General features: G+C 42.2%; 14 protein-coding genes. 4 read left to right on the top strand and 10 right to left on the bottom strand.

Annotated elements, in window-relative coordinates:
• Positions 1–75 precede the first annotated feature (75 nt).
• Positions 76–1,503, bottom strand: a complete 1,428-nt coding sequence (locus ACSBL2_RS04025; protein WP_442590382.1) for an APC family permease — start codon at positions 1,501–1,503, stop codon at positions 76–78.
• Positions 1,504–1,778: 275 nt separating this feature from the next.
• Between ACSBL2_RS04025 and ACSBL2_RS04020 the strand changes: the two genes are divergently transcribed.
• The 3 genes from ACSBL2_RS04020 (at position 1,779) to ACSBL2_RS04010 (ending at position 6,317) form a co-directional block, all read left to right on the top strand.
• Positions 1,779–4,031, top strand: coding sequence for a sodium-translocating pyrophosphatase (locus ACSBL2_RS04020; RefSeq protein WP_442590381.1), 2,253 nt, complete (start codon positions 1,779–1,781; stop codon positions 4,029–4,031).
• A 139-nt stretch (positions 4,032–4,170) separates the two neighbouring features.
• Positions 4,171–5,652, top strand: a complete 1,482-nt coding sequence (locus tag ACSBL2_RS04015) for an amino acid permease (RefSeq protein WP_442590380.1) — start codon at positions 4,171–4,173, stop codon at positions 5,650–5,652.
• Positions 5,653–5,750: 98 nt separating this feature from the next.
• Entirely contained in the window at positions 5,751–6,317 is a 567-nt protein-coding gene (locus ACSBL2_RS04010) for a MarC family protein (protein ID WP_442590379.1), read from the top strand.
• A gap of 14 nt (positions 6,318–6,331) precedes the next feature.
• Here ACSBL2_RS04010 and ACSBL2_RS04005 read toward each other — a convergent pair whose 3' ends face one another.
• The 4 genes from ACSBL2_RS04005 to ACSBL2_RS03990 are packed head-to-tail and all read right to left on the bottom strand — an operon-like array spanning position 6,332 to position 10,715.
• Positions 6,332–7,495 (bottom strand): RsmB/NOP family class I SAM-dependent RNA methyltransferase, encoded by a 1,164-nt coding sequence (locus ACSBL2_RS04005; protein WP_442590378.1) that lies wholly within the window; start codon positions 7,493–7,495, stop codon positions 6,332–6,334.
• Between the two features lie 34 nt (positions 7,496–7,529).
• Positions 7,530–8,768, bottom strand: coding sequence for an ABC transporter substrate-binding protein (locus ACSBL2_RS04000; RefSeq protein WP_442590377.1), 1,239 nt, complete (start codon positions 8,766–8,768; stop codon positions 7,530–7,532).
• Complete coding sequence (guaA, locus tag ACSBL2_RS03995) at positions 8,725–10,254, bottom strand: glutamine-hydrolyzing GMP synthase (RefSeq protein WP_442590376.1); 1,530 nt, start codon at positions 10,252–10,254, stop codon at positions 8,725–8,727. Before guaA ends, ACSBL2_RS04000 begins: the two co-directional genes overlap by 44 nt.
• Before the next feature lie 8 nt (positions 10,255–10,262).
• Positions 10,263–10,715: a deoxycytidylate deaminase gene (locus tag ACSBL2_RS03990; RefSeq protein ID WP_442590375.1), complete on the bottom strand. Its 453-nt coding sequence runs from the start codon at positions 10,713–10,715 to the stop codon at positions 10,263–10,265.
• Between the two features lie 168 nt (positions 10,716–10,883).
• Here ACSBL2_RS03990 and ACSBL2_RS03985 point away from each other — a divergent pair, with 168 nt between their 5' ends.
• Entirely contained in the window at positions 10,884–11,510 is a 627-nt protein-coding gene (locus ACSBL2_RS03985; RefSeq protein WP_442590374.1) for a LysE family translocator, read from the top strand.
• 108 nt (positions 11,511–11,618) lie between these two features.
• Here ACSBL2_RS03985 and ACSBL2_RS03980 read toward each other — a convergent pair whose 3' ends face one another.
• From ACSBL2_RS03980 to bamA, 5 genes are all read right to left on the bottom strand, one after another.
• A complete protein-coding gene (locus ACSBL2_RS03980; protein ID WP_442590373.1) occupies positions 11,619–13,520 on the bottom strand; it encodes a class II glutamine amidotransferase in 1,902 nt (633 codons plus the stop codon).
• A 171-nt stretch (positions 13,521–13,691) separates the two neighbouring features.
• On the bottom strand, positions 13,692–14,522 hold the full coding sequence (gene murI, locus ACSBL2_RS03975; protein ID WP_442590372.1) for a glutamate racemase: 831 nt from the start codon (positions 14,520–14,522) through the stop codon (positions 13,692–13,694).
• A gap of 60 nt (positions 14,523–14,582) precedes the next feature.
• Complete coding sequence (locus ACSBL2_RS03970; RefSeq protein ID WP_442590371.1) at positions 14,583–15,155, bottom strand: OmpH family outer membrane protein; 573 nt, start codon at positions 15,153–15,155, stop codon at positions 14,583–14,585.
• A 43-nt stretch (positions 15,156–15,198) separates the two neighbouring features.
• The gene (locus ACSBL2_RS03965; RefSeq protein WP_442590370.1) at positions 15,199–15,726 is read right to left on the bottom strand and encodes an OmpH family outer membrane protein; all 528 of its coding nucleotides are present in this window, start codon (positions 15,724–15,726) and stop codon (positions 15,199–15,201) included.
• Positions 15,727–15,862: 136 nt separating this feature from the next.
• Positions 15,863–18,406, bottom strand: coding sequence for an outer membrane protein assembly factor BamA (gene bamA / locus ACSBL2_RS03960; protein WP_442590369.1), 2,544 nt, complete (start codon positions 18,404–18,406; stop codon positions 15,863–15,865).
• Between the last annotated feature and the right edge of the window lie 26 nt (positions 18,407–18,432).

Raw genomic sequence — 18,432 nt, 5'->3', positions numbered from 1 at the left:
TTTTTATACAAAAATACGGCTTTTAATTCAAAAATATGGAATTGATAACTCCAGAAATCTGGATACAGTGTAAATCTATGGTTCAACAATACCTTCTTTAGGCCTGGAAAGGTAATATACCGGTATTCCTGCCAGCATGATCAATACTCCCCAGCCACAGGTACTTAAGCGGGTAAACAGTAAGGCAATGCAGATCGCAGTCGCTACAATCATATAGATAAATGGCAGGACCGGGTAGCCAAATGCCCGGTAAGGACGTTCCCTGTCAGGCATCTTTCTCCTTAAGATGAAGATCCCGAAAATAGTGAGGATATAAAAGATGATCACAATGATCATTACATAATCCAGCAGATCACCATATTTTCCAGTCAAACACAACACGGAGGCCCAGATACACTGAAACCAAAGTGCCCAAGCCGGTACACCCGATTGATTCAGCGCAGATGCCTTTTTAAAGAAGAGGCCATCATTAGCCATGGTATAATATACCCTTGCACCTGCCATAATTAATCCGTTGTTGCAGGCAAAGGTGGAAACCATAATCATCATGGCAATGATTTTTGTACCCATATCACCGAAAATATACTGCGCCGCAGCAACGGCTACCCGGTCTGACTTAACCACTGCAATTTCCTGCAGAGGCATGACAGCGATATACATGAGATTGGCAAGGATATAAATCACGCTCACGATAAATGTACCGAAGAACAAACTCAGGCCCACGTTTTTCTGTGGATTTTTGATCTCTCCGGCAATAAAGGTCACTCCTACCCAGGCATCACTGGAAAACAATGATCCTACCATGGACGCAGCAATACCTGAAAGCAAGGCAGTTCCCCCTATGCTTACCCATGCCCCTTCTTTAAGATCAAATGACCTGGTGTTCCAGGCATCTGCCCAGTTTGCATTCCATACTTCAGCATTTGCAGCAAAGAAAAAGCCACCCAGTATCAATCCCGCCAGGGAAAGGATCTTGATAATGGTCAGGAAGGTCTGGAGGAGTTTTCCGTTTTTTACTCCACGGCTGTTGATATACGTAAGCAGGATGATCGTCACTATCGAGACCAGTTGTGCCGCATTCAATTTAAAGTCGCCTATATGATATAATATATGGGCATCACTTAAAGGTTCGTACAGGTATGCGGCGAACTTGGAAAATGCCACACCCACCGCCGCAATGGTACCCGTTTGTATGACAGCAAAGAAACTCCAGCCATATAAAAAGGCAATGAGCTTGCTGTAGGCTTCTTTAAGGTAAACATACTGTCCACCAGCTTTGGGAAACATGGCACTCAACTCTCCATAACTTACCGCAGCGATGACAGTAATCAGTCCTGATAACACCCAGATCAGGATGAGCCATCCTGCCGAGCCCACCTGACGGGCAATGTCTGCACTTACAATGAAGATTCCGGAGCCAATCATTGATCCGACGACAAGCATGGTGCCGTCCAGCAGTCCCAGTTCCCTTTTAAAGGTATTGTCCTGATTTTCATTATTCATGTGGAATTCGATTAGGGTGAGGGTCTGTTGATAATGGTTTATCTTACTAAGATATTTAAAAAACTCCAATTAAAATTCATGGCGCAGCCTTTTACCGGCTTTTCCCTAATGGTGTTGAATTCCAACATTCTATCCCAAATTGAAGGAAATTCATACACAAAATATGACGATCACCACTTCAGCATGTGATATGCGTTATGTTTCAGTACTATAAACTGTTTTAAATTTGTAAATTGCTGTTTGACAATTGATCAGCAACCAATATAAATCAACATATGAATTTCTTACAACAAAACTTAATTTATCTGATTCCGATCATAGGATTGGCCGGAATTTTAGTCATGGCGATTCAAAGTGCATGGGTTTCGCGACAGGATGCAGGCGATAAAAACATGGCAGAACTTGCCGGATATATTGCTGATGGGGCAATGGCCTTTCTGAAGGCTGAATGGAAGGTGCTAACCTATTTTGTCATCATTGCCGGAATTTTACTGGCCTGGTCGGGTACCATGGAAGGCAGTCCGGAGGTTCCTATCCATTCCAGCCCTGTAATTGCTGTAGCCTTTTTAATAGGCGCTGTCTTTTCTGCCTTTGCAGGATATATTGGGATGCGGATTGCGACCAAGGCAAATGTGCGCACCACACAGGCGGCGCGTACCAGTCTGGCCCAGGCCCTGAAAGTTTCTTTCACCGGGGGTACGGTGATGGGATTTGGTGTTGCCGGGTTGGCCATATTCGGACTGGGCAGTCTTTTTATTATTTTATACCACATCTTTGTCCAGCCAGGAACTCCGGGTGCGGGGGATGAACTGAAAAAGACGATTGAAGTCCTTGCTGGTTTCTCCCTTGGTGCGGAAAGTATAGCCCTGTTTGCCAGGGTTGGCGGAGGGATCTATACCAAGGCTGCAGATGTGGGGGCCGACCTTGTAGGTAAAGTTGAAGCAGGCATTCCTGAGGATGATGTAAGGAACCCGGCGACGATAGCAGATAACGTGGGAGATAATGTTGGCGATGTTGCCGGTATGGGTGCCGATTTATTCGGTTCCTATGTAGCGACGATCCTGGCCACGATGGTATTGGGACAGGAAATTGTTTCTGCCGACAATTTCGGGGGAATGGCACCGATCCTGCTGCCCATGCTTATTGCCGGTCTGGGCCTTATCTTTTCCATGATTGCTTCCGTATTTGTGAAGATCAACAAAGAGACAGACAGCGTACAGAATGCTTTAAATATGGGCAACTGGCTTTCCATCTTCCTTACCGCCATAGCCTCCTTCTTTGCGGTGAAATGGTTACTTCCACCGGTAATGGAAATCCGCGGTTTTGAATTCACCTCGATGTCTGTCTATTATGCCATCCTTGTAGGACTTGTGGTAGGCACCCTGATGAGTCTGATCACCGAATATTATACAGCGATGGGCAAACGTCCGGTAAGGTCCATTATTCACCAGTCTTCTACAGGCCATGCGACCAATATCATCGGTGGTTTATCGGTAGGGATGGAATCTACCGTACTTCCGGTCCTTGTACTGGCAGCAGGTATTTACGGATCTTATTATTTTGCAGGTTTCTATGGGGTAGCCATTGCTGCCGCAGGGATGATGGCAACAACGGCCATGCAGTTGGCGATAGATGCTTTTGGCCCAATTGCAGATAATGCAGGGGGGATTGCAGAGATGAGCGGACTGCCGAAGGAAGTCAGGGAAAGAACGGATAACCTGGATGCTGTAGGGAATACGACAGCAGCAACCGGTAAAGGTTTTGCGATTGCTTCTGCAGCGCTTACTTCGCTTGCCCTGTTCGCAGCTTTTGCCGGGATCTCCGGCATCACATCGATCGATATTTATAAGGCCGATGTCCTTGCGGGATTATTTGTTGGGGGCATGATCCCTTTTATATTTTCATCTTTATGTATTTCTGCTGTAGGCCGCGCGGCGATGGCTATGGTTCAGGAGGTACGCCGTCAGTTCCGCGAAATACCGGGAATTATGGAATACAAGGCCAAACCGGAATATGAGAAATGTGTAGCGATTTCTACAGATGCTTCCATCAGGGAAATGATGCTTCCAGGTGCGATTGCGATCATTGTGCCTATTGTTGTCGGTTTTATTTTTGGCCCCGAGGTGCTGGGCGGTTTACTGGCCGGAGTAACGGTTTCCGGGGTATTAATGGGTATTTTTCAATCAAATGCCGGTGGTGCATGGGATAATGCGAAGAAATCATTCGAAAAGGGAGTGTTAATTAATGAGGTGATGGAGTACAAAGGATCAGAGCCTCACAAGGCATCTGTAACGGGTGATACCGTTGGAGACCCCTTTAAAGACACCTCAGGCCCTTCCATGAATATCCTGATCAAATTGATGTCGATTGTATCGCTGATTATCGCGCCTCACATTGCTGTAGGCGTTGCTAAACCAATTCAGCAAGAAATCAGGAAAGAGGTTAAAATTATCACAAAAACAGATAAAAATGGAGTACAAATGTCTGATACTGTAAAAAATGTAACAGACACATTCATAAATAACTAATTATTACGTATTATTGTCATCAAATAAGGGGGGATTTCTAAAAAAATCCCTCTTTATTTTTCTAAATTTTTTAATTAGGTTTGAAATTGAATTCATCCAACTAACAATTATAAAAAAAACTTAACTGACAAACTAACTTATGTTATTTAAAAAATCTATTCCAAAATTATTAGTGGAAGCTAATGAGAGTGGTGAAGGGACTTTACATCGTTCTTTAACAAGTTTCAACTTGGTGGCCCTGGGCGTAGGGGCAATCATAGGTGCAGGTTTATTTTCCCTTACCGGCATCGCTGCCGCTGATAATGCAGGTCCCGCTGTCATCTTATCTTTCATTGTAGCTGCTGTTGGTTGTGGATTCGCTGGCCTTTGTTATGCAGAGTTTGCCTCAATGATTCCTGTTGCAGGAAGTGCGTATACGTACTCTTACGCAACCATGGGTGAGTTTATGGCATGGATTATTGGATGGGACCTGGTATTGGAATATGCCTTGGGTGCCGCAACTGTTGCCGCCAGCTGGTCACAGTATTTTTCTGAATTCATTGAAGGCTTTGGAGTACACTTCCCGAAAGAACTCCTGCATGGTCCATGGGAAGGTGGAATGGTGAACCTTCCGGCGATTGTAATTGTATGTCTTCTTTCCCTTTTACTGATGAAGGGTACCAAGGATTCTTCGGCTGTCAATAACATACTGGTTATTGTCAAGGTGGCGGTAGTACTTATCTTTATTGCACTGGGATGGAGCTTTATCAATCCGGCCAACCATACTCCATTTATTCCTGTTAATCCAGGTGAAGAAGCGGTTAAGGCTGGTACAAAAGGATTTTTTGAATTCTTCACCAGTGATGAATTTGGTCACTTCGGTATTAGTGGTATCTTACGTGGTGCAGGTGTGGTATTCTTTGCCTTTATTGGTTTTGATGCCGTAAGTACGGCAGCCCAGGAAGCAAAAGATCCTCAGAAAGGAATGCCTGTGGGTATTATCGGTTCTTTGGTCGTTTGTACCTTATTATATGTATTGTTCTCTTATGTAATGACTGGCCTGGAAAACTACACCAAATTTGCAGGTGATGCTAAACCAGTAGCTACTGCATTTGCACAGACAGGATATACCTTCTTAAACCGTTCACTGATTGTTGCTATCCTTGCAGGTTATACTTCGGTGATCCTGGTGATGTTATTGGGCCAGAGCCGTGTGTTTTACAGCATGAGTAAAGACGGACTGTTGCCAAAAATATTCTCTGATCTACATAAGAAGAACCAGACACCATGGAAAACCAACCTGATGTTTATGGTATTTGTGAGTGTTTTTGCAGGATTTGTACCCGTATCTGACCTTGGACACATGGTAAGTATCGGTACCCTTTTTGCTTTCTCCCTGGTGTGTATCGGGGTATTGATCCTGAGAAAATCAGACCCGGATCTGGTAAGACCATTCCGTACACCACTTGTGCCCCTGGTTCCTATATTGGGCGTGCTGGTATGTGTGCTGATGATGGCAGGTTTACCTAAGGAAAGCTGGGGCCGTTTAGCGATATGGATGCTTTTAGGTATTGCAATCTATTATGCATACGGTAAAAAGAACAGTAAAATCAGAAAAGAATATCAGGATTCCCTGAAATAACAGCATACAAATAAATATTATTTTAATCACAAAAAAGCCAACTTTCAGTTGGCTTTTTTGTGATTAAATAGTTCTACATTTGCATAAAAATCAACGCAATGGAATTTACTTTCAGCCAGATCCTCTCCACCTCAATGGTACTGTTTGCTATTATTGATATTTTAGGTTCTATTCCTGTAGTCATAGAATTACGCAGAAAAGCAGGGCATATCCAGTCAGAAAAGGCCACACTTGTGGCGACAGTACTGATGATTGTCTTTTTATTTGCCGGGGAAGGATTGTTGAAGGTGATTGGACTTGATGTGGCTTCATTTGCCATTGCAGGGTCGATCGTGATTTTCTTCATTGCGATGGAAATGGTCCTGGGACTTACGATCTTTACGGAAGAAGCGCCGGAAACAGTTTCGATTGTCCCCCTCGCTTTCCCGCTTATTGCCGGTGCAGGGACCATGACGACTTTACTTTCCCTGAAAACAGAATATGCTACTCAGAATATCCTGGTAGGGATCCTGATCAACATGATATTCGTTTACATCGTCCTGAAGAATACAGAAAGGCTGGAAAAACTATTTGGCAAATCCGGACTTAACGTACTTCGGAAAACATTCGGGGTGATCCTCCTTGCGATTGCCATTAAACTTTTCAGAAACAATACGGGGCTATAATAAACCTCCAGCTGCTACTGCTTGATCAGCCTTGCTATAAACATGGTATCGGCCTTATCACTGTAGCCGGTAATCGCCTCCATATGCTCCAGTTTTAGGGGAAGCGTATCAGTCAGGTGGGCAACGACCTCTTCATTTTCTGCTTTAAATACTGAACAGGTAATATAAATAAGCGGTTTCCCTGGCTTAAGATACTTGACCACATTCGTTGCTATAGTTTTCTGCAAGCGCGAGAAGTAATCTATTTTATGCGTGTCGAAAAAACTCAGCATTTCTGGTGTACGTCCCCAGGTTCCTGCCCCTGAGCAGGGTGCATCCAGAATAATTCCGTCAAATTCATAGTGGTGCAGGTCCTGGTCATTGTTCAGCAACAGGTCAAGCACTTTCTTCTGGTACTTCTTTACTCCTGCAAGCTGAAAACGCTCATCGAGATTATGCAGACTATTTTCTCTCACATCACTCACCAGCAATTGCACTTTTGGCTCCAGGGAATGCAGCAGCAGCGACTTCCCTCCGGAGGCAGCACAACAGTCCCACCAATAATCATATGGCTTTGGAGCGAAGAATTCACCTGTTTTCTGGGAAGACAGGTCCTGTACCTGATAGAAATTGTGGTCAGGCATTAGTTTTTCCAGCTTCGTTCCATTGGGCAATGCCAGTGTATTTCCGCTGATTTCCCTAACCTCCACTCCTTCTGCAAGGAGGGAGGCTACAATTTTCTGGTGATGGTCTTCTTGTATCCTGACAAACAGATCAGGTTGGACAAAAAAGGAATGCAGAAAATCAGCAGGTACGATCCCTTCGGACAGCGCTGCCTGAAAGGGAAATACATCTGCCAGACTGAATGCAGGATAGGCATCAGCAATCAAAGTTACCTTTGCCTGTACAGGCAACATCAGCTGATCTGCATATTGAGGAAGGTACGCTTCTATCATTAAGCTGCTGGTCTGGTTACAAAGAAAATCTGCAATCGCCAACCGCAGCAACTGGTCTTCCTTTCTCAATGCGCGTCCGAGCCTGAAAAAGCTATACAGGTAACGTGATGCCCAACGCCTGTCAGACGAACCCATTTGTTTATGTTCCTTGAAATACGTAACCAGGAATCTATGCAGGGGTAATTTCCCATCATATTCCATTAAAATCTGCTCAAATGACCTGATTTGATGCGCTATCTTCATAAGTACTGCGTATTAGCTATGTCCCTGCCTCTTGTTAATCCAATGATCTGAGTTCGTAATTTTTATATTCCAGCAGAAAGAGGCTGGTATTGATATAGCCCAGCTGCTCGTCTTTCACAAAGGAAAAAGAATTCTGTAGTCCCTTATATTTTTCTGCGGAAAGGTGTTTCAGATAAGCCGAACCATACCTGGCAAAGAGTTTTCCAAAATAATAACCGGTATCGAAACCTTTGAAAGCGTATTCACTGGGCTCAAACTGATTGAGCTTTCTGTAATTCCTGATAAAGTTAATGACCTCAGTCCTTTTATAATCTACATGGTAAGAAGAAGTAATGCGGGTATTTAACAATTGCAGTTTATCCGTATTGTAATTTTGTTTAATCCAGTTGGGGTGACCGAACAGATCGACCGGTAAACCCGCCTTTTTCATTTTAACCAGCTTATCTATGGTTGCGACCACAAATTGCCTGTCTGCTGAAGAAATCAACACCACATATTGCTTTCCGGGAATAAGTTTTGTTTCCATCGTATATACAGAGCTGTACTCCTGGAAAGTAAACGATGCACCATTGCCTGTCTGAAAATAATTCCGGATAGGACTACCCATAATTTCATCGTTACTTTTCTTCGGATTGATGAGCACCACTACAGTTTTTTCCCTGTCATACTTCCTTCTGATAAAGTCGCCATATTTTCCCGCATGCAGGTCAATATTATTGACAATAGAAATAAGATTTGGATTATTAAATTCATCTGGATGTGAAGCCGCGAGGGGAGACACCACGGGCACATGCCCTGCTATGGAATAGTTGGTCATGAACTTAATGCCTTCCGGAAATACAGGCCCCACAATTAAATGATTGCCCTGCAGCCTTCCGCTTCTGATCAGGTCGCTGATCTGTGCAGCATTATCCCTTGTATCTACCACATTGACATGAAAATTGAGTCCTGTTGCAGCTGCGGAGTCCAGCCCCATTTTGAATCCCTGGTAATAATCAAGTGCCATGGCATGCTTTTCTATGCCCGCCTGATTAAGGGACTTCAGGTTTTGTTTTTCAGGAAGGTTAAATGGCAGCAACAATGCAATACTGGCTTCGGTAAACCTCTTCTCCGCTTTCTCGCCAGCCTTCTCTGTTTGTGTAGCCGTTGTCTTTTTAGGTGATTTACCTGTTATTGTCCTGGCTGAACAAGCACTCAGACAATAACAGATAAATAAAAGAGACCATATTTTATTCCCACTCAATTGTAGCGGGCGGTTTTGAACTGATATCATATACAACCCGGTTTATACCTTTTACTTTATTGATGATTTCATTTGAAATTTTTGCAAGTACAGGATAAGGCAAATGACACCAGTCAGCCGTCATCCCGTCTACAGATTCCACAGCACGCAGACAGATCACGTTTTCGTATGTACGCTCATCACCCATCACTCCTACTGATTGCACAGGTAAGAAAATTGCTCCTGCCTGCCAAACCTGATCGTATAACCCCGCTTCTTTCAAATTGTTTATATAAATCGCATCTGCCTCCTGAAGGATCGCAACTTTTTCTGCAGTCACATCACCAAGAATCCTGATCGCCAGACCCGGTCCTGGGAAAGGGTGGCGTCCTAAGATGAAATCTTCCAGTCCAAGAGATTTACCTACCCTTCTCACTTCATCTTTAAATAAAGTGTTCAATGGCTCTACCACTTTCAATTTCATAAAGTCTGGTAAACCACCCACATTGTGGTGAGATTTGATGGTTGCAGAAGGGCCTTTTACCGAAATAGATTCGATCACATCCGGATAAATTGTTCCCTGTGCCAGCCATTTCACCTCCTGTACCTCATGTGCAGCATCGTCAAAAACCTCGATGAATACACGGCCTATAGCTTTACGTTTAAGCTCAGGATCTTTAAGGCCAGCCAGCTGGCTCAAAAACCTGTCTTTGGCATCTACCCCTTTTATATTCAGGCCAAGGTGTTTATACTGTTCCAGTACCGCTTCATACTCGTCCTTACGGAGCAAGCCGTTATCAACGAAAATACAGTGAAGATTAGTACCAATCGCTTTATGTAATAAAATAGCGGCAACGCTTGAATCTACTCCTCCGGAAAGACCAAGAACAACCTTGTCATTTCCTAATTTTGCCTGTAATTCAGCTATCGTTGTTTCCACAAAAGCATCAGGCGTCCATGACTGTGCACAGCCGCAGATATCTACCAGAAAGTTTTCCAGCAACTGTTTTCCATCTGTACTGTGTGTCACTTCCGGGTGGAACTGGATGGCATAAGTTGAAGAATCTTTTACCTGGAAGGCAGCAACTTTTACGCTGTCTGTACTTGCTATGATCTCGAAAGAATCCGGAACTACAGTAATGGTATCACCGTGTGACATCCATACCTGTGAGTCCATTCCAATATTTTTCAATAATTTATTCCCTGTATCGACAAAATTCAGGTTTGCCCGTCCGTATTCACGGATAGAAGAAGGTTGAACTTCACCGCCTGAATGCTGGGCAAGATACTGAGCACCATAACATACAGCAAGGACAGGATACTGGTTATGGAAAAGTGCTAAATCTATTTGAGGCGCATCTTCCTGGCGAACAGAGTAAGGGCTACCTGAAAAGATAATACCTTTAACATCTGTTGATATTTCTGGAATGTTGTTGAAAGGATGTATTTCGCAATAAACATTTAACTCACGTACTCTACGCGCTATTAATTGTGTGTATTGGGATCCAAAATCGATAATGATGATTTTTTCTAGCATGGCCAAAGTTAGTATTTATTCACTTCAACACCGAATCTTTTTAAGAAATCCACGCCTTCATCACTTGATAATCCTTTATATTCCGCATAAGAGTCTTTAAAGAATACGGTTTTGATACCAGAGGAAAGGATTAATCTTGCGCAGGCAATGCATGGTGACAAGGTAGTATATAAAGTAGATCCTTCTATTTTAGATCCATTTTTCGTCGCATAAAGAATAGCATTCTCTTCTGCATGCAGGGCCAGCGAGCAGCTGCCTCTGGAATCGCGGGCACAACCGGTATCGGGCCATTCCTCATCGCAATTGTGGGTACCCGCCGGGGGACCGTTATAACCGATAGAAATAATCCTGGTGTCTTTGGTGAGTACCGCCCCCACCTGTGCCCTTACACAATGCGAACGCGTAGAGAGGTCGACCGCCAGGTTCATATAAATATGATTAAAACCGAGTTTAACCGTCATCTTTGTCTTTGTTTTCTGCTGATTTCTTCTGCTGATATTGCAGGGGGCAAACATAATTAAAATAAATTGTTTGTAAAAACTTGCTTTCAGCACAATAAATGAAGTCAAAAAAAAGGGCGCATTTATGGTATAAAATCAGATATTAGCGCCAAATAATTTGTGAGTTGAATGATTGAAGCAATATTACAGGGGATAGGTGCGGGTATTTTGTTTTCGTTTTTAACAGGTCCCGTTTTCTTTTCCATGATAAAGACCAGTATAGAAAAGGGCTTCAAGGCGGGTTTTTCTTTGGCAATAGGCGTTATCCTAAGTGATATAATTTTTATAAGTCTCACTATTTTCAGTTCCCAGTTTGTAAAATATGATGCAGCATACAATTTTTATATTGGAATTATAGGGGGGCTATTCCTTCTTGGCATAGGCCTTTTCTATCTGATCACTCGGGTAAAGGTGAACTATGACACCTCTGATATTGTTAAGGTGCGCAAGCGGGGGTATATTATCAAAGGTTTTTTGATGTGCCTGCTGTCTCCTACAACACTCATGTTCTGGATCATGGTGGGTGGTATCGTATCAGGCCAGTTGCATTACAATGTAGATGAAAAGATTGTTTTCTTTGTGGTGGCCATGATCACCCAGCTGTCGGTAGATTTACTCAAGACCTATTATGCGGCCAAACTGCGGTACAGGATCAAGGAGAAGAACATCAGGCTCCTTAACCGCATTGCCGGTGCAGTAATTATCATCTTTGCCATCCGGCTCTTTATTGAGGTTGCCTTAAAGTATTACCATTAAGAAAAGAGTTTCTTCCAATAAAAAACCCGCTGTAACAGTGTACAACGGGTAATATGATGAGATAAAGCGAAGACTTAAAGAGTTTTCCCTCTCCAGCCCCTAGGCCTATTAGTACGCTCTCTGGTTATTTCCTTCCTTCCAGTTTACAAAAGCTTTATTGACTACTTTGTTACCACCCGGCGTTGGATAGTTTCCGGAGAAATACCAGTCACCCGTATGTTCAGGACAAGCCAGGTGTAAATTATCAAGCGTCTGGTAGATGACCTCTACTTCTGCCACTGTATCTTCAGGAGTGATAATTTTTGTAATCTGTGCAGAGATCTCTTCCTGTTTGAAAGGTCTGTAAATATCTTTCACATGATTAACAATCTGTTCCTTTGGCAACAATAATGAAGCCTTACATTTCTGGTAAACCTCTTCAATGATATGCTCCATTCCGCGTGCTTTCAATAATTGTATAGCTGCTTCAAAGGCCACAAACTGACCCATTTTAGACATATCAATACCATAACAATCTGGGTAGCGGATCTGCGGTGCTGAAGAAACGATAATGATCTTTTTAGGGTGTAACCTGTCAATGATCTTAATGATACTTTGCTTAAGTGTAGTGCCTCTAACAATCGAATCATCTACTGCCACTAATGTATCCGTATGATTTTTAATAATGCCATAGGTGGTATCATACACGTGTGCCACCATCTCTTTACGGTCCGCATCAGCAGTAATGAAGGTACGGAGTTTGACATCTTTAATCGCCAGTTTCTCTACACGGGGGCACATGGATAACAGTTCTTCCAACTCTGTGTCATTAAGGGCATCCTTACGGGAGATCAGAGTTTCTTTCTGAACGTCTTTGATATGTGTATGCAATCCTTCTACCATACCATAGAAAGAGATTTCTGCCGTATTGGGAATAAAGGAGAACACTGTATTTTTCAGGTCATTATTTACTGCACCCAATACCTGAGGGATCAGTAGTTTACCTAGTTTTTTTCTTTCTTTATAGATTTCCGCATCACTTCCACGGGAGAAATAAATACGTTCAAAAGAGCAGGCTCTTTTTTCCTGAGGTTCCCTGAAAACTTCCTGGCTTACCGTTCCGTCTTTTTTAACGATCAGGGCATGTCCGGGCTGAATTTCCTGCACCTGTTTGAATCCAACATTAAAGGCAGTCTGGATTGCAGGGCGTTCAGATGCTGCCACAACGATCTCATCATCCTGATAAAAATAGGCGGGACGGATACCGGATGGATCGCGAAGTACAAAGGCATCACCATTACCTACTATTCCTGAGATTGCATATCCCCCATCCCATGTTTTCGCTGAGCGGCGAAGGATATGGCCAATATTAAGGTTTTGAGAGATTTTATGCGTGATCTCTACATTTGACAAACCTTCTTTTTTATAGGTATCAAATAACTCCTGGTTTTCATCATCCAGGAAGTGTCCGATTTTTTCCAGTACGGTTACGGTGTCGGCTTGTTCCTTCGGGTGTTGTCCAAGTTCATACAACTGTTCCAGTAATTCATCCACATTGGTCATGTTGAAGTTACCGGCAATCACAAGATTACGTGTCATCCAGTTATTCTGACGAAGAAAAGGGTGACAGTTTTCTATACTATTCTGTCCATGTGTACCATAGCGAAGGTGTCCTAACAAAACTTCACCAATGAAACTTACATTTTGTTTTAGCCACTCTGCATCCTGCATCAGTTCCGGCGTATTTTCCTGAATATCTACAAATTTATTGTGTACATATCCGAAAATATCTGCAACTGCATTCTGGGCCATTGACCGATAACGACTGATGTAGCGGTGTCCGGGTTTTACATCCAGTTTGATCGTTGCAATTCCTGCTCCATCCTGTCCTCTGTTGTGCTGTTTCTCCATCAGAAGGTATAGCTTGTTAAGGCCATACAGGGCAGTACCGTATTTTTCCTGATAGTATGAGAGAGGTTTTAAAAGTCGGATAAAGGCAATTCCGCACTCGTGTTTTATAGGTTCGCTCATTGTGTGTGATTTGAGCGGCAAATTTAAATGGAATAATATTCAGAACCTAGAAAGAACGAGAATCTTTCATTGCAGTGACTTATAAAAGTATAAGTGTAAAACACCTTGGTCAACATGCACAAAAAACCGCATCTTAACGGATTTAAAGCGCGAAAAGGGTCAGACTAAGTGTTATTTCTTTAAATTGATCCGGGAAGAAATGACTGCTTTATCAAAGAATATCGAAGCATTCTTATCAAATACCTTGTGATCGCCCGAAGTAAAAAACCGTTTTTCCCCTTTTTTTGTAAGCATTGTTTCCATTTCGGGATGGTGATTTAAATAGGCGACTAGGCTTTCAGCAACAATATCACCCTGTGCGATCAGCTTACAATCAGCCGGTAAATAAGACTGTATTTTGGGAATGAGCAAAGGGTAATGGGTACAGGCCAGCAGTATCGCATCCAGTCCGGGCGCTTTACCCAACAACTCATTCACATATTCCTGAACAAAATAATCGGCTCCCTCCCCCTCATGTTCATTATTTTCAATCAATGGTACCCACATCGGGCAGCTTTGCTGGATCACCCGGAGTTCCGGATAGAACTTATGGATTTCGATGGGATAAGAATCAGAATTAACGGTTCCCCTTGTTCCCATTACGCCAATGGTATGAGAGGAAGTATAAGTTCCGATCACCTCTGCTGTAGGCCGAATGACACCAAGAACCCTGTGGTTTGGGTACTTCAGTGGCAGTACCTTCTGCTGAATAGTCCTTAATGCCTTTGCGGACGCCGTGTTACAGGCGAGTATCACCAGTGGACAGCCCTGGGCAAACAGCCACTCTACACACTCTAGGGTATACTCATACACCGTCTCAAATGTGTGATCACCGTAGGGTGATCTTGCATTGTCACCAAGGTAGATATAGTTATAATCAGGAAGTAGTGCTGCAATAGATTTAAATACAGTTAATCCTCCATATCCGGAATCAAAAACACCGATAGATTTATTATTTTTCATGGCAAAAAAAAGCGGAACGAAGGTATCATCCCCGTTCCGCAATCTGATAATTTTTAAGGATTATTTTTTAGGTGCAGCAGCTGCAGTAGCTGAGATACCCAATTTAGTTTTAACCGCAGCAGTAACGTCATCACCACCATCCCATGCCAACAGGTTGTTTGCACCTTGTTGTGATGAAATATCGAATACATAAGCATAACCTTTTTCTTTAGACACCGCTTTAACTGCATTAATGAATTTAGTATTCAACGGAGCTAATAATTCGCCTTGTTTAGTTGCGATATCCTGTCTTGCTTTTTGACTTGCATCTTCGATACGTTTTTTCATATCGTCTAATTCAACACCCATAGCTTGTAGTTCCTTACCCACTACTTCTTTGTTTGCTTCACTTAATGTTTTATTTTTAGCTACAGCAGCTTCATATTTAGTACCATATTCGGCTTGCATTTTTTCGATTTCAGCCTGTTTCTGTTTTTGAAGAGTCTCAAGAGCTGCAGTAGCCGTTTTTGCTTCTGGCATGCTCGCGAAGATAGACTCAGAATCAAGGTGTGCAATTTTTTGCTGGGCACTGGCAACATTAGCAGTAACCATTAAGCCAGCTGCCACAAAAAATACGTTAATTAACTTTCTCATTTCTAATGTTCTTAATAATTGTTTTAAATTTATTTATGTGTTTTTATTTTACTGTACCGGGTTTGTAACCTAATTTAATGATTACATCGTTACTCAGGTCATAATTGCTGCTTGAGTAAATCATCATGGTCGATTCGCTGCTTTTATCAAAGATAAAATCAAGAAGCTTTGATTTTGCAAGATCAGCAATTACACCGGTTACTTTATCCTGAATAGGTTTCAACAACTTGGTTCTTGCCTGAAAAAGATCCCCATCAGGCCCGAATTTTTGACGCTGCAGGTCTTTTGCTGCTTTTTCCTTTTCAATAATATCATTCTCCCTGCGTTTGCGCATGTCATCCGTCAGCAATACCTGATCAGCCTGGTAAGCTTTATACATCTTGTCAATATCTGTAAAGTTCGCTTCCACTTCTTTCTGCCATTGTTGCGAAAGTACATTCAACTGATTTTGTGCTGATTTATATTCCGGTAATTGTTTTAGGATATATTCAGTATCTACATAAGCGAACTTTTGCGCAAAGGCACCAAATCCGGCAAAAACGAACAACCCTATTAAAATAACTCTTTTCATCGCTATATATTGTTTGTTAAAGGTTAATAAGCTATCATGAGCTTAAGCCCATCTTCCTGACAGGGCTTAAGCTCATGACAGCTTCATTATATTTAATTGCAAGCTTTTCTAAGAAAGTACTTACAAAGGTAATCAATTAATTAAAGCCTCCCAATTGCTGAGCTATACTAAATGTGAATGCCTGTTTTCCATCATCTTGTACACCCGGTATTTTGTCAAAGGCAAAACCATAGTCAATTCCCAGCATACCAAATATCGGTAAAAATATCCTGGCACCAATACCTGCTGACCTTCTCACGTTGAAAGGGTTAAAATCAGCAAACTTGTTCCAGGTATTACCACCCTCAGCAAAACCAACCAGGTAAGCGGTGGCAGACTGACTTGCAATCACCGGGTAACGTAACTCCATTACGTATTTACTGAAAATCGGGCTACCAGAGTTTTGTGCAGTATTCACATTGGCTCCAACAGGAATAACCACATTGTTCGCATAACCACGCATCGTGATCAGTTCAGATCCCTGAAGGAAGTCAAATCCCTGCATACCATCACCACCCAATTTGAACCTTTCAAAAGCAGATTGTCCAACAGCACGATTGTATAAGCCTAAGAAACCAAACTGGGCCTGGGCTTTCACTACAAATTTACCCGCCAGCTTCTGGAACCACTGTCCTTCAAACTTCCATTTGTGGTATTCAGTAAACTTATAACGTTCTTTATCGGATGCTGTTGCATAGTTCGTATTGTTAAGTAACGAATATGGCGGCGTTGCCTGTATGGTAAATTTAAAGAATGAACCTTCTGTAGGGAAAATCGTAGAGTTTCTTGAATCCCTGCTCAGTTCCTGAGTTAAGTTGAAGTTATAAGAAGTACCTGTGGTAAACAAATAACCCGAATAATTATTCAATACATATTGCTGTACGTTCACAGAGTGCGTTAACTGGAAATAGTTATCAGGCCATTTTAACCTTCTACCCAAACTTACTGTTACCCCGTTCATACGTATCTTTTGTAATGAAGTACCGGAACCACCATTAGACTGGGAAGAGGTAAATGCACTTAATCCGAAACTTACCGGTTTCTTTCCACCTAACCATGGTTCAGAGAAAGAGAAGCTGTACGACTGGTAATACTGGCCGTTAGTCTGGCCACGCAGGCTTAGTTTCTGTCCGTCACCTTTAGGAAGCGGTCGGTAAGCTTTTGGATTGAACAGGTTCCTTAAAGAGAAGTTATTAAACGTAAGTCCGATAGTACCAATAACGCGGCCACCACCGAAACCACCTGATAATTCCACCTGGTCAGAAGGTTTTTCCTCCACAGCATATTCAATATCTACTGTACCATCGGCAGGATTAGGTTTTGGAGTCGGTACTGTTTTCGACTCATCGAAGTTACCCAACTGACCAATCTGTCTAACCGTACGGATCAATAAATCCTTGGAGAAGTTATCCCCTGGTTTGGTATGTACCTCACGAAGCACAACCCTGTCATTTGTAATGGTATTACCTTTTACTGTAATCCTGTTGTTGACATATTGCGGTCCTTCAAATATCCTGATTTCTAAATCTACCGTATCGTTATAAATCCTGGTTTGAACAGGATCGACATTAAAGGTCAGGTACCCATCATTCAGATAAATACTGGATACGTCCTCACTTTCGGCTCCATTACCATGTAATTTCACATTCAGTTTCTCTTCGCTGAAGACTTCACCCTTTTCAAGGCCCAGTACCCGGGTCAGATCTTTAGTAGCATATTTGGCATTTCCTGTCCAGGTAATGTTACCAATATAGTATTTTGGTCCCTCATAAACTTCCATTTTGATACCAATCGACTTATCATTGTATCTGTAAGTGGTATCTTTAATAATTACCGCATCCCGGTACCCCTTTTCCTGCATTTTAGCAATCAGGGTTTCCTTATCCTCAGCATACTTTTCCTTACTGAATTTACCGGAACCAAACACCTTATAAAAAGCCTGTTGTTTTGTTTTTTTCAGGTACTTCCGCAATTGTTTTTCCTTAAACTCCTTATTACCGGTAAAGCTGATTTCATGAACCTTAACCTTACGGCCACGGTCTACAAAAACCTGCAGAACCATTCCATTTTCCAGGTTTGGATCAGGTTTAGTTTTGTAGTCTATTTTAGTAAAGAAATACCCTTTCTCAGCAAGATATTTATTGATAATACTGGTTGTACTATTATATGTATTCTCATTGATAATTGTTTTACCCGATTTTGAATTCAGCTTTTCTGTGATATCTGTTTTTTGGGATTTGGACAATCCATTCAGTTCGAAAGCGCTTAGACGTGGACGTTCAACCACCTGGATATCAAAAAAGACAGTATCCTGGTCAATTTTAGCAATATTCAGTTCTACATCATCGAATAATCCCTGTGACCATAAAGTTTTGATGGCTGTAGATGTCGCTTCACCGGGAAGCAGAATCGTTTCACCTTTTATCAATTTGGAAAGTGTAATAATAACTTCCTTATCAATAAACTTTGCACCACTTAAAGTTGTTCCTCCTATAATATATTCTTTAGGTTGAAAATAATCTAAATCCGTGCCTTTAACTTTTAAGCTGGGTGTAGCAGGATTTGACTGTGGACGGGTAATTTGAGCCATTGTCGGCAACCCGACCAATAACATTAATATGAGTTGGTATATTCTTTTCATTTACAATCTAAAAAACGTTGCTAAGT

Origin of the sequence: Pedobacter sp. AW31-3R (genome assembly GCF_052180285.1) — a bacterium.
GTDB lineage: Bacteria > Bacteroidota > Bacteroidia > Sphingobacteriales > Sphingobacteriaceae > Pedobacter.
Note: the sequence above shows the minus strand (reverse complement) of the source record. Positions and strands in the feature narration are given on the sequence as shown.

What these genes read in the sequence shown, in the direction of transcription:
- ACSBL2_RS04025 (WP_442590382.1), bottom strand. Translation starts at nt 1,503, where the DNA reads ATGAATAATGAAAATCAGGACAATACCTTTAAAAGGGAACTGGGACTG.
- guaA (WP_442590376.1), bottom strand. Translation starts at nt 10,254, where the DNA reads ATGCTAGAAAAAATCATCATTATCGATTTTGGATCCCAATACACACAA.
- ACSBL2_RS04020 (WP_442590381.1), top strand. Translation starts at nt 1,779, where the DNA reads ATGAATTTCTTACAACAAAACTTAATTTATCTGATTCCGATCATAGGA.
- ACSBL2_RS03990 (WP_442590375.1), bottom strand. Translation starts at nt 10,715, where the DNA reads ATGACGGTTAAACTCGGTTTTAATCATATTTATATGAACCTGGCGGTC.
- ACSBL2_RS04000 (WP_442590377.1), bottom strand. Translation starts at nt 8,768, where the DNA reads ATGATATCAGTTCAAAACCGCCCGCTACAATTGAGTGGGAATAAAATA.
- bamA (WP_442590369.1), bottom strand. Translation starts at nt 18,406, where the DNA reads ATGAAAAGAATATACCAACTCATATTAATGTTATTGGTCGGGTTGCCG.
- ACSBL2_RS04005 (WP_442590378.1), bottom strand. Translation starts at nt 7,495, where the DNA reads ATGAAGATAGCGCATCAAATCAGGTCATTTGAGCAGATTTTAATGGAA.
- ACSBL2_RS03970 (WP_442590371.1), bottom strand. Translation starts at nt 15,155, where the DNA reads ATGAGAAAGTTAATTAACGTATTTTTTGTGGCAGCTGGCTTAATGGTT.
- ACSBL2_RS03985 (WP_442590374.1), top strand. Translation starts at nt 10,884, where the DNA reads ATGATTGAAGCAATATTACAGGGGATAGGTGCGGGTATTTTGTTTTCG.
- ACSBL2_RS03965 (WP_442590370.1), bottom strand. Translation starts at nt 15,726, where the DNA reads ATGAAAAGAGTTATTTTAATAGGGTTGTTCGTTTTTGCCGGATTTGGT.
- ACSBL2_RS03980 (WP_442590373.1), bottom strand. Translation starts at nt 13,520, where the DNA reads ATGAGCGAACCTATAAAACACGAGTGCGGAATTGCCTTTATCCGACTT.
- murI (WP_442590372.1), bottom strand. Translation starts at nt 14,522, where the DNA reads ATGAAAAATAATAAATCTATCGGTGTTTTTGATTCCGGATATGGAGGA.
- ACSBL2_RS04010 (WP_442590379.1), top strand. Translation starts at nt 5,751, where the DNA reads ATGGAATTTACTTTCAGCCAGATCCTCTCCACCTCAATGGTACTGTTT.
- ACSBL2_RS04015 (WP_442590380.1), top strand. Translation starts at nt 4,171, where the DNA reads ATGTTATTTAAAAAATCTATTCCAAAATTATTAGTGGAAGCTAATGAG.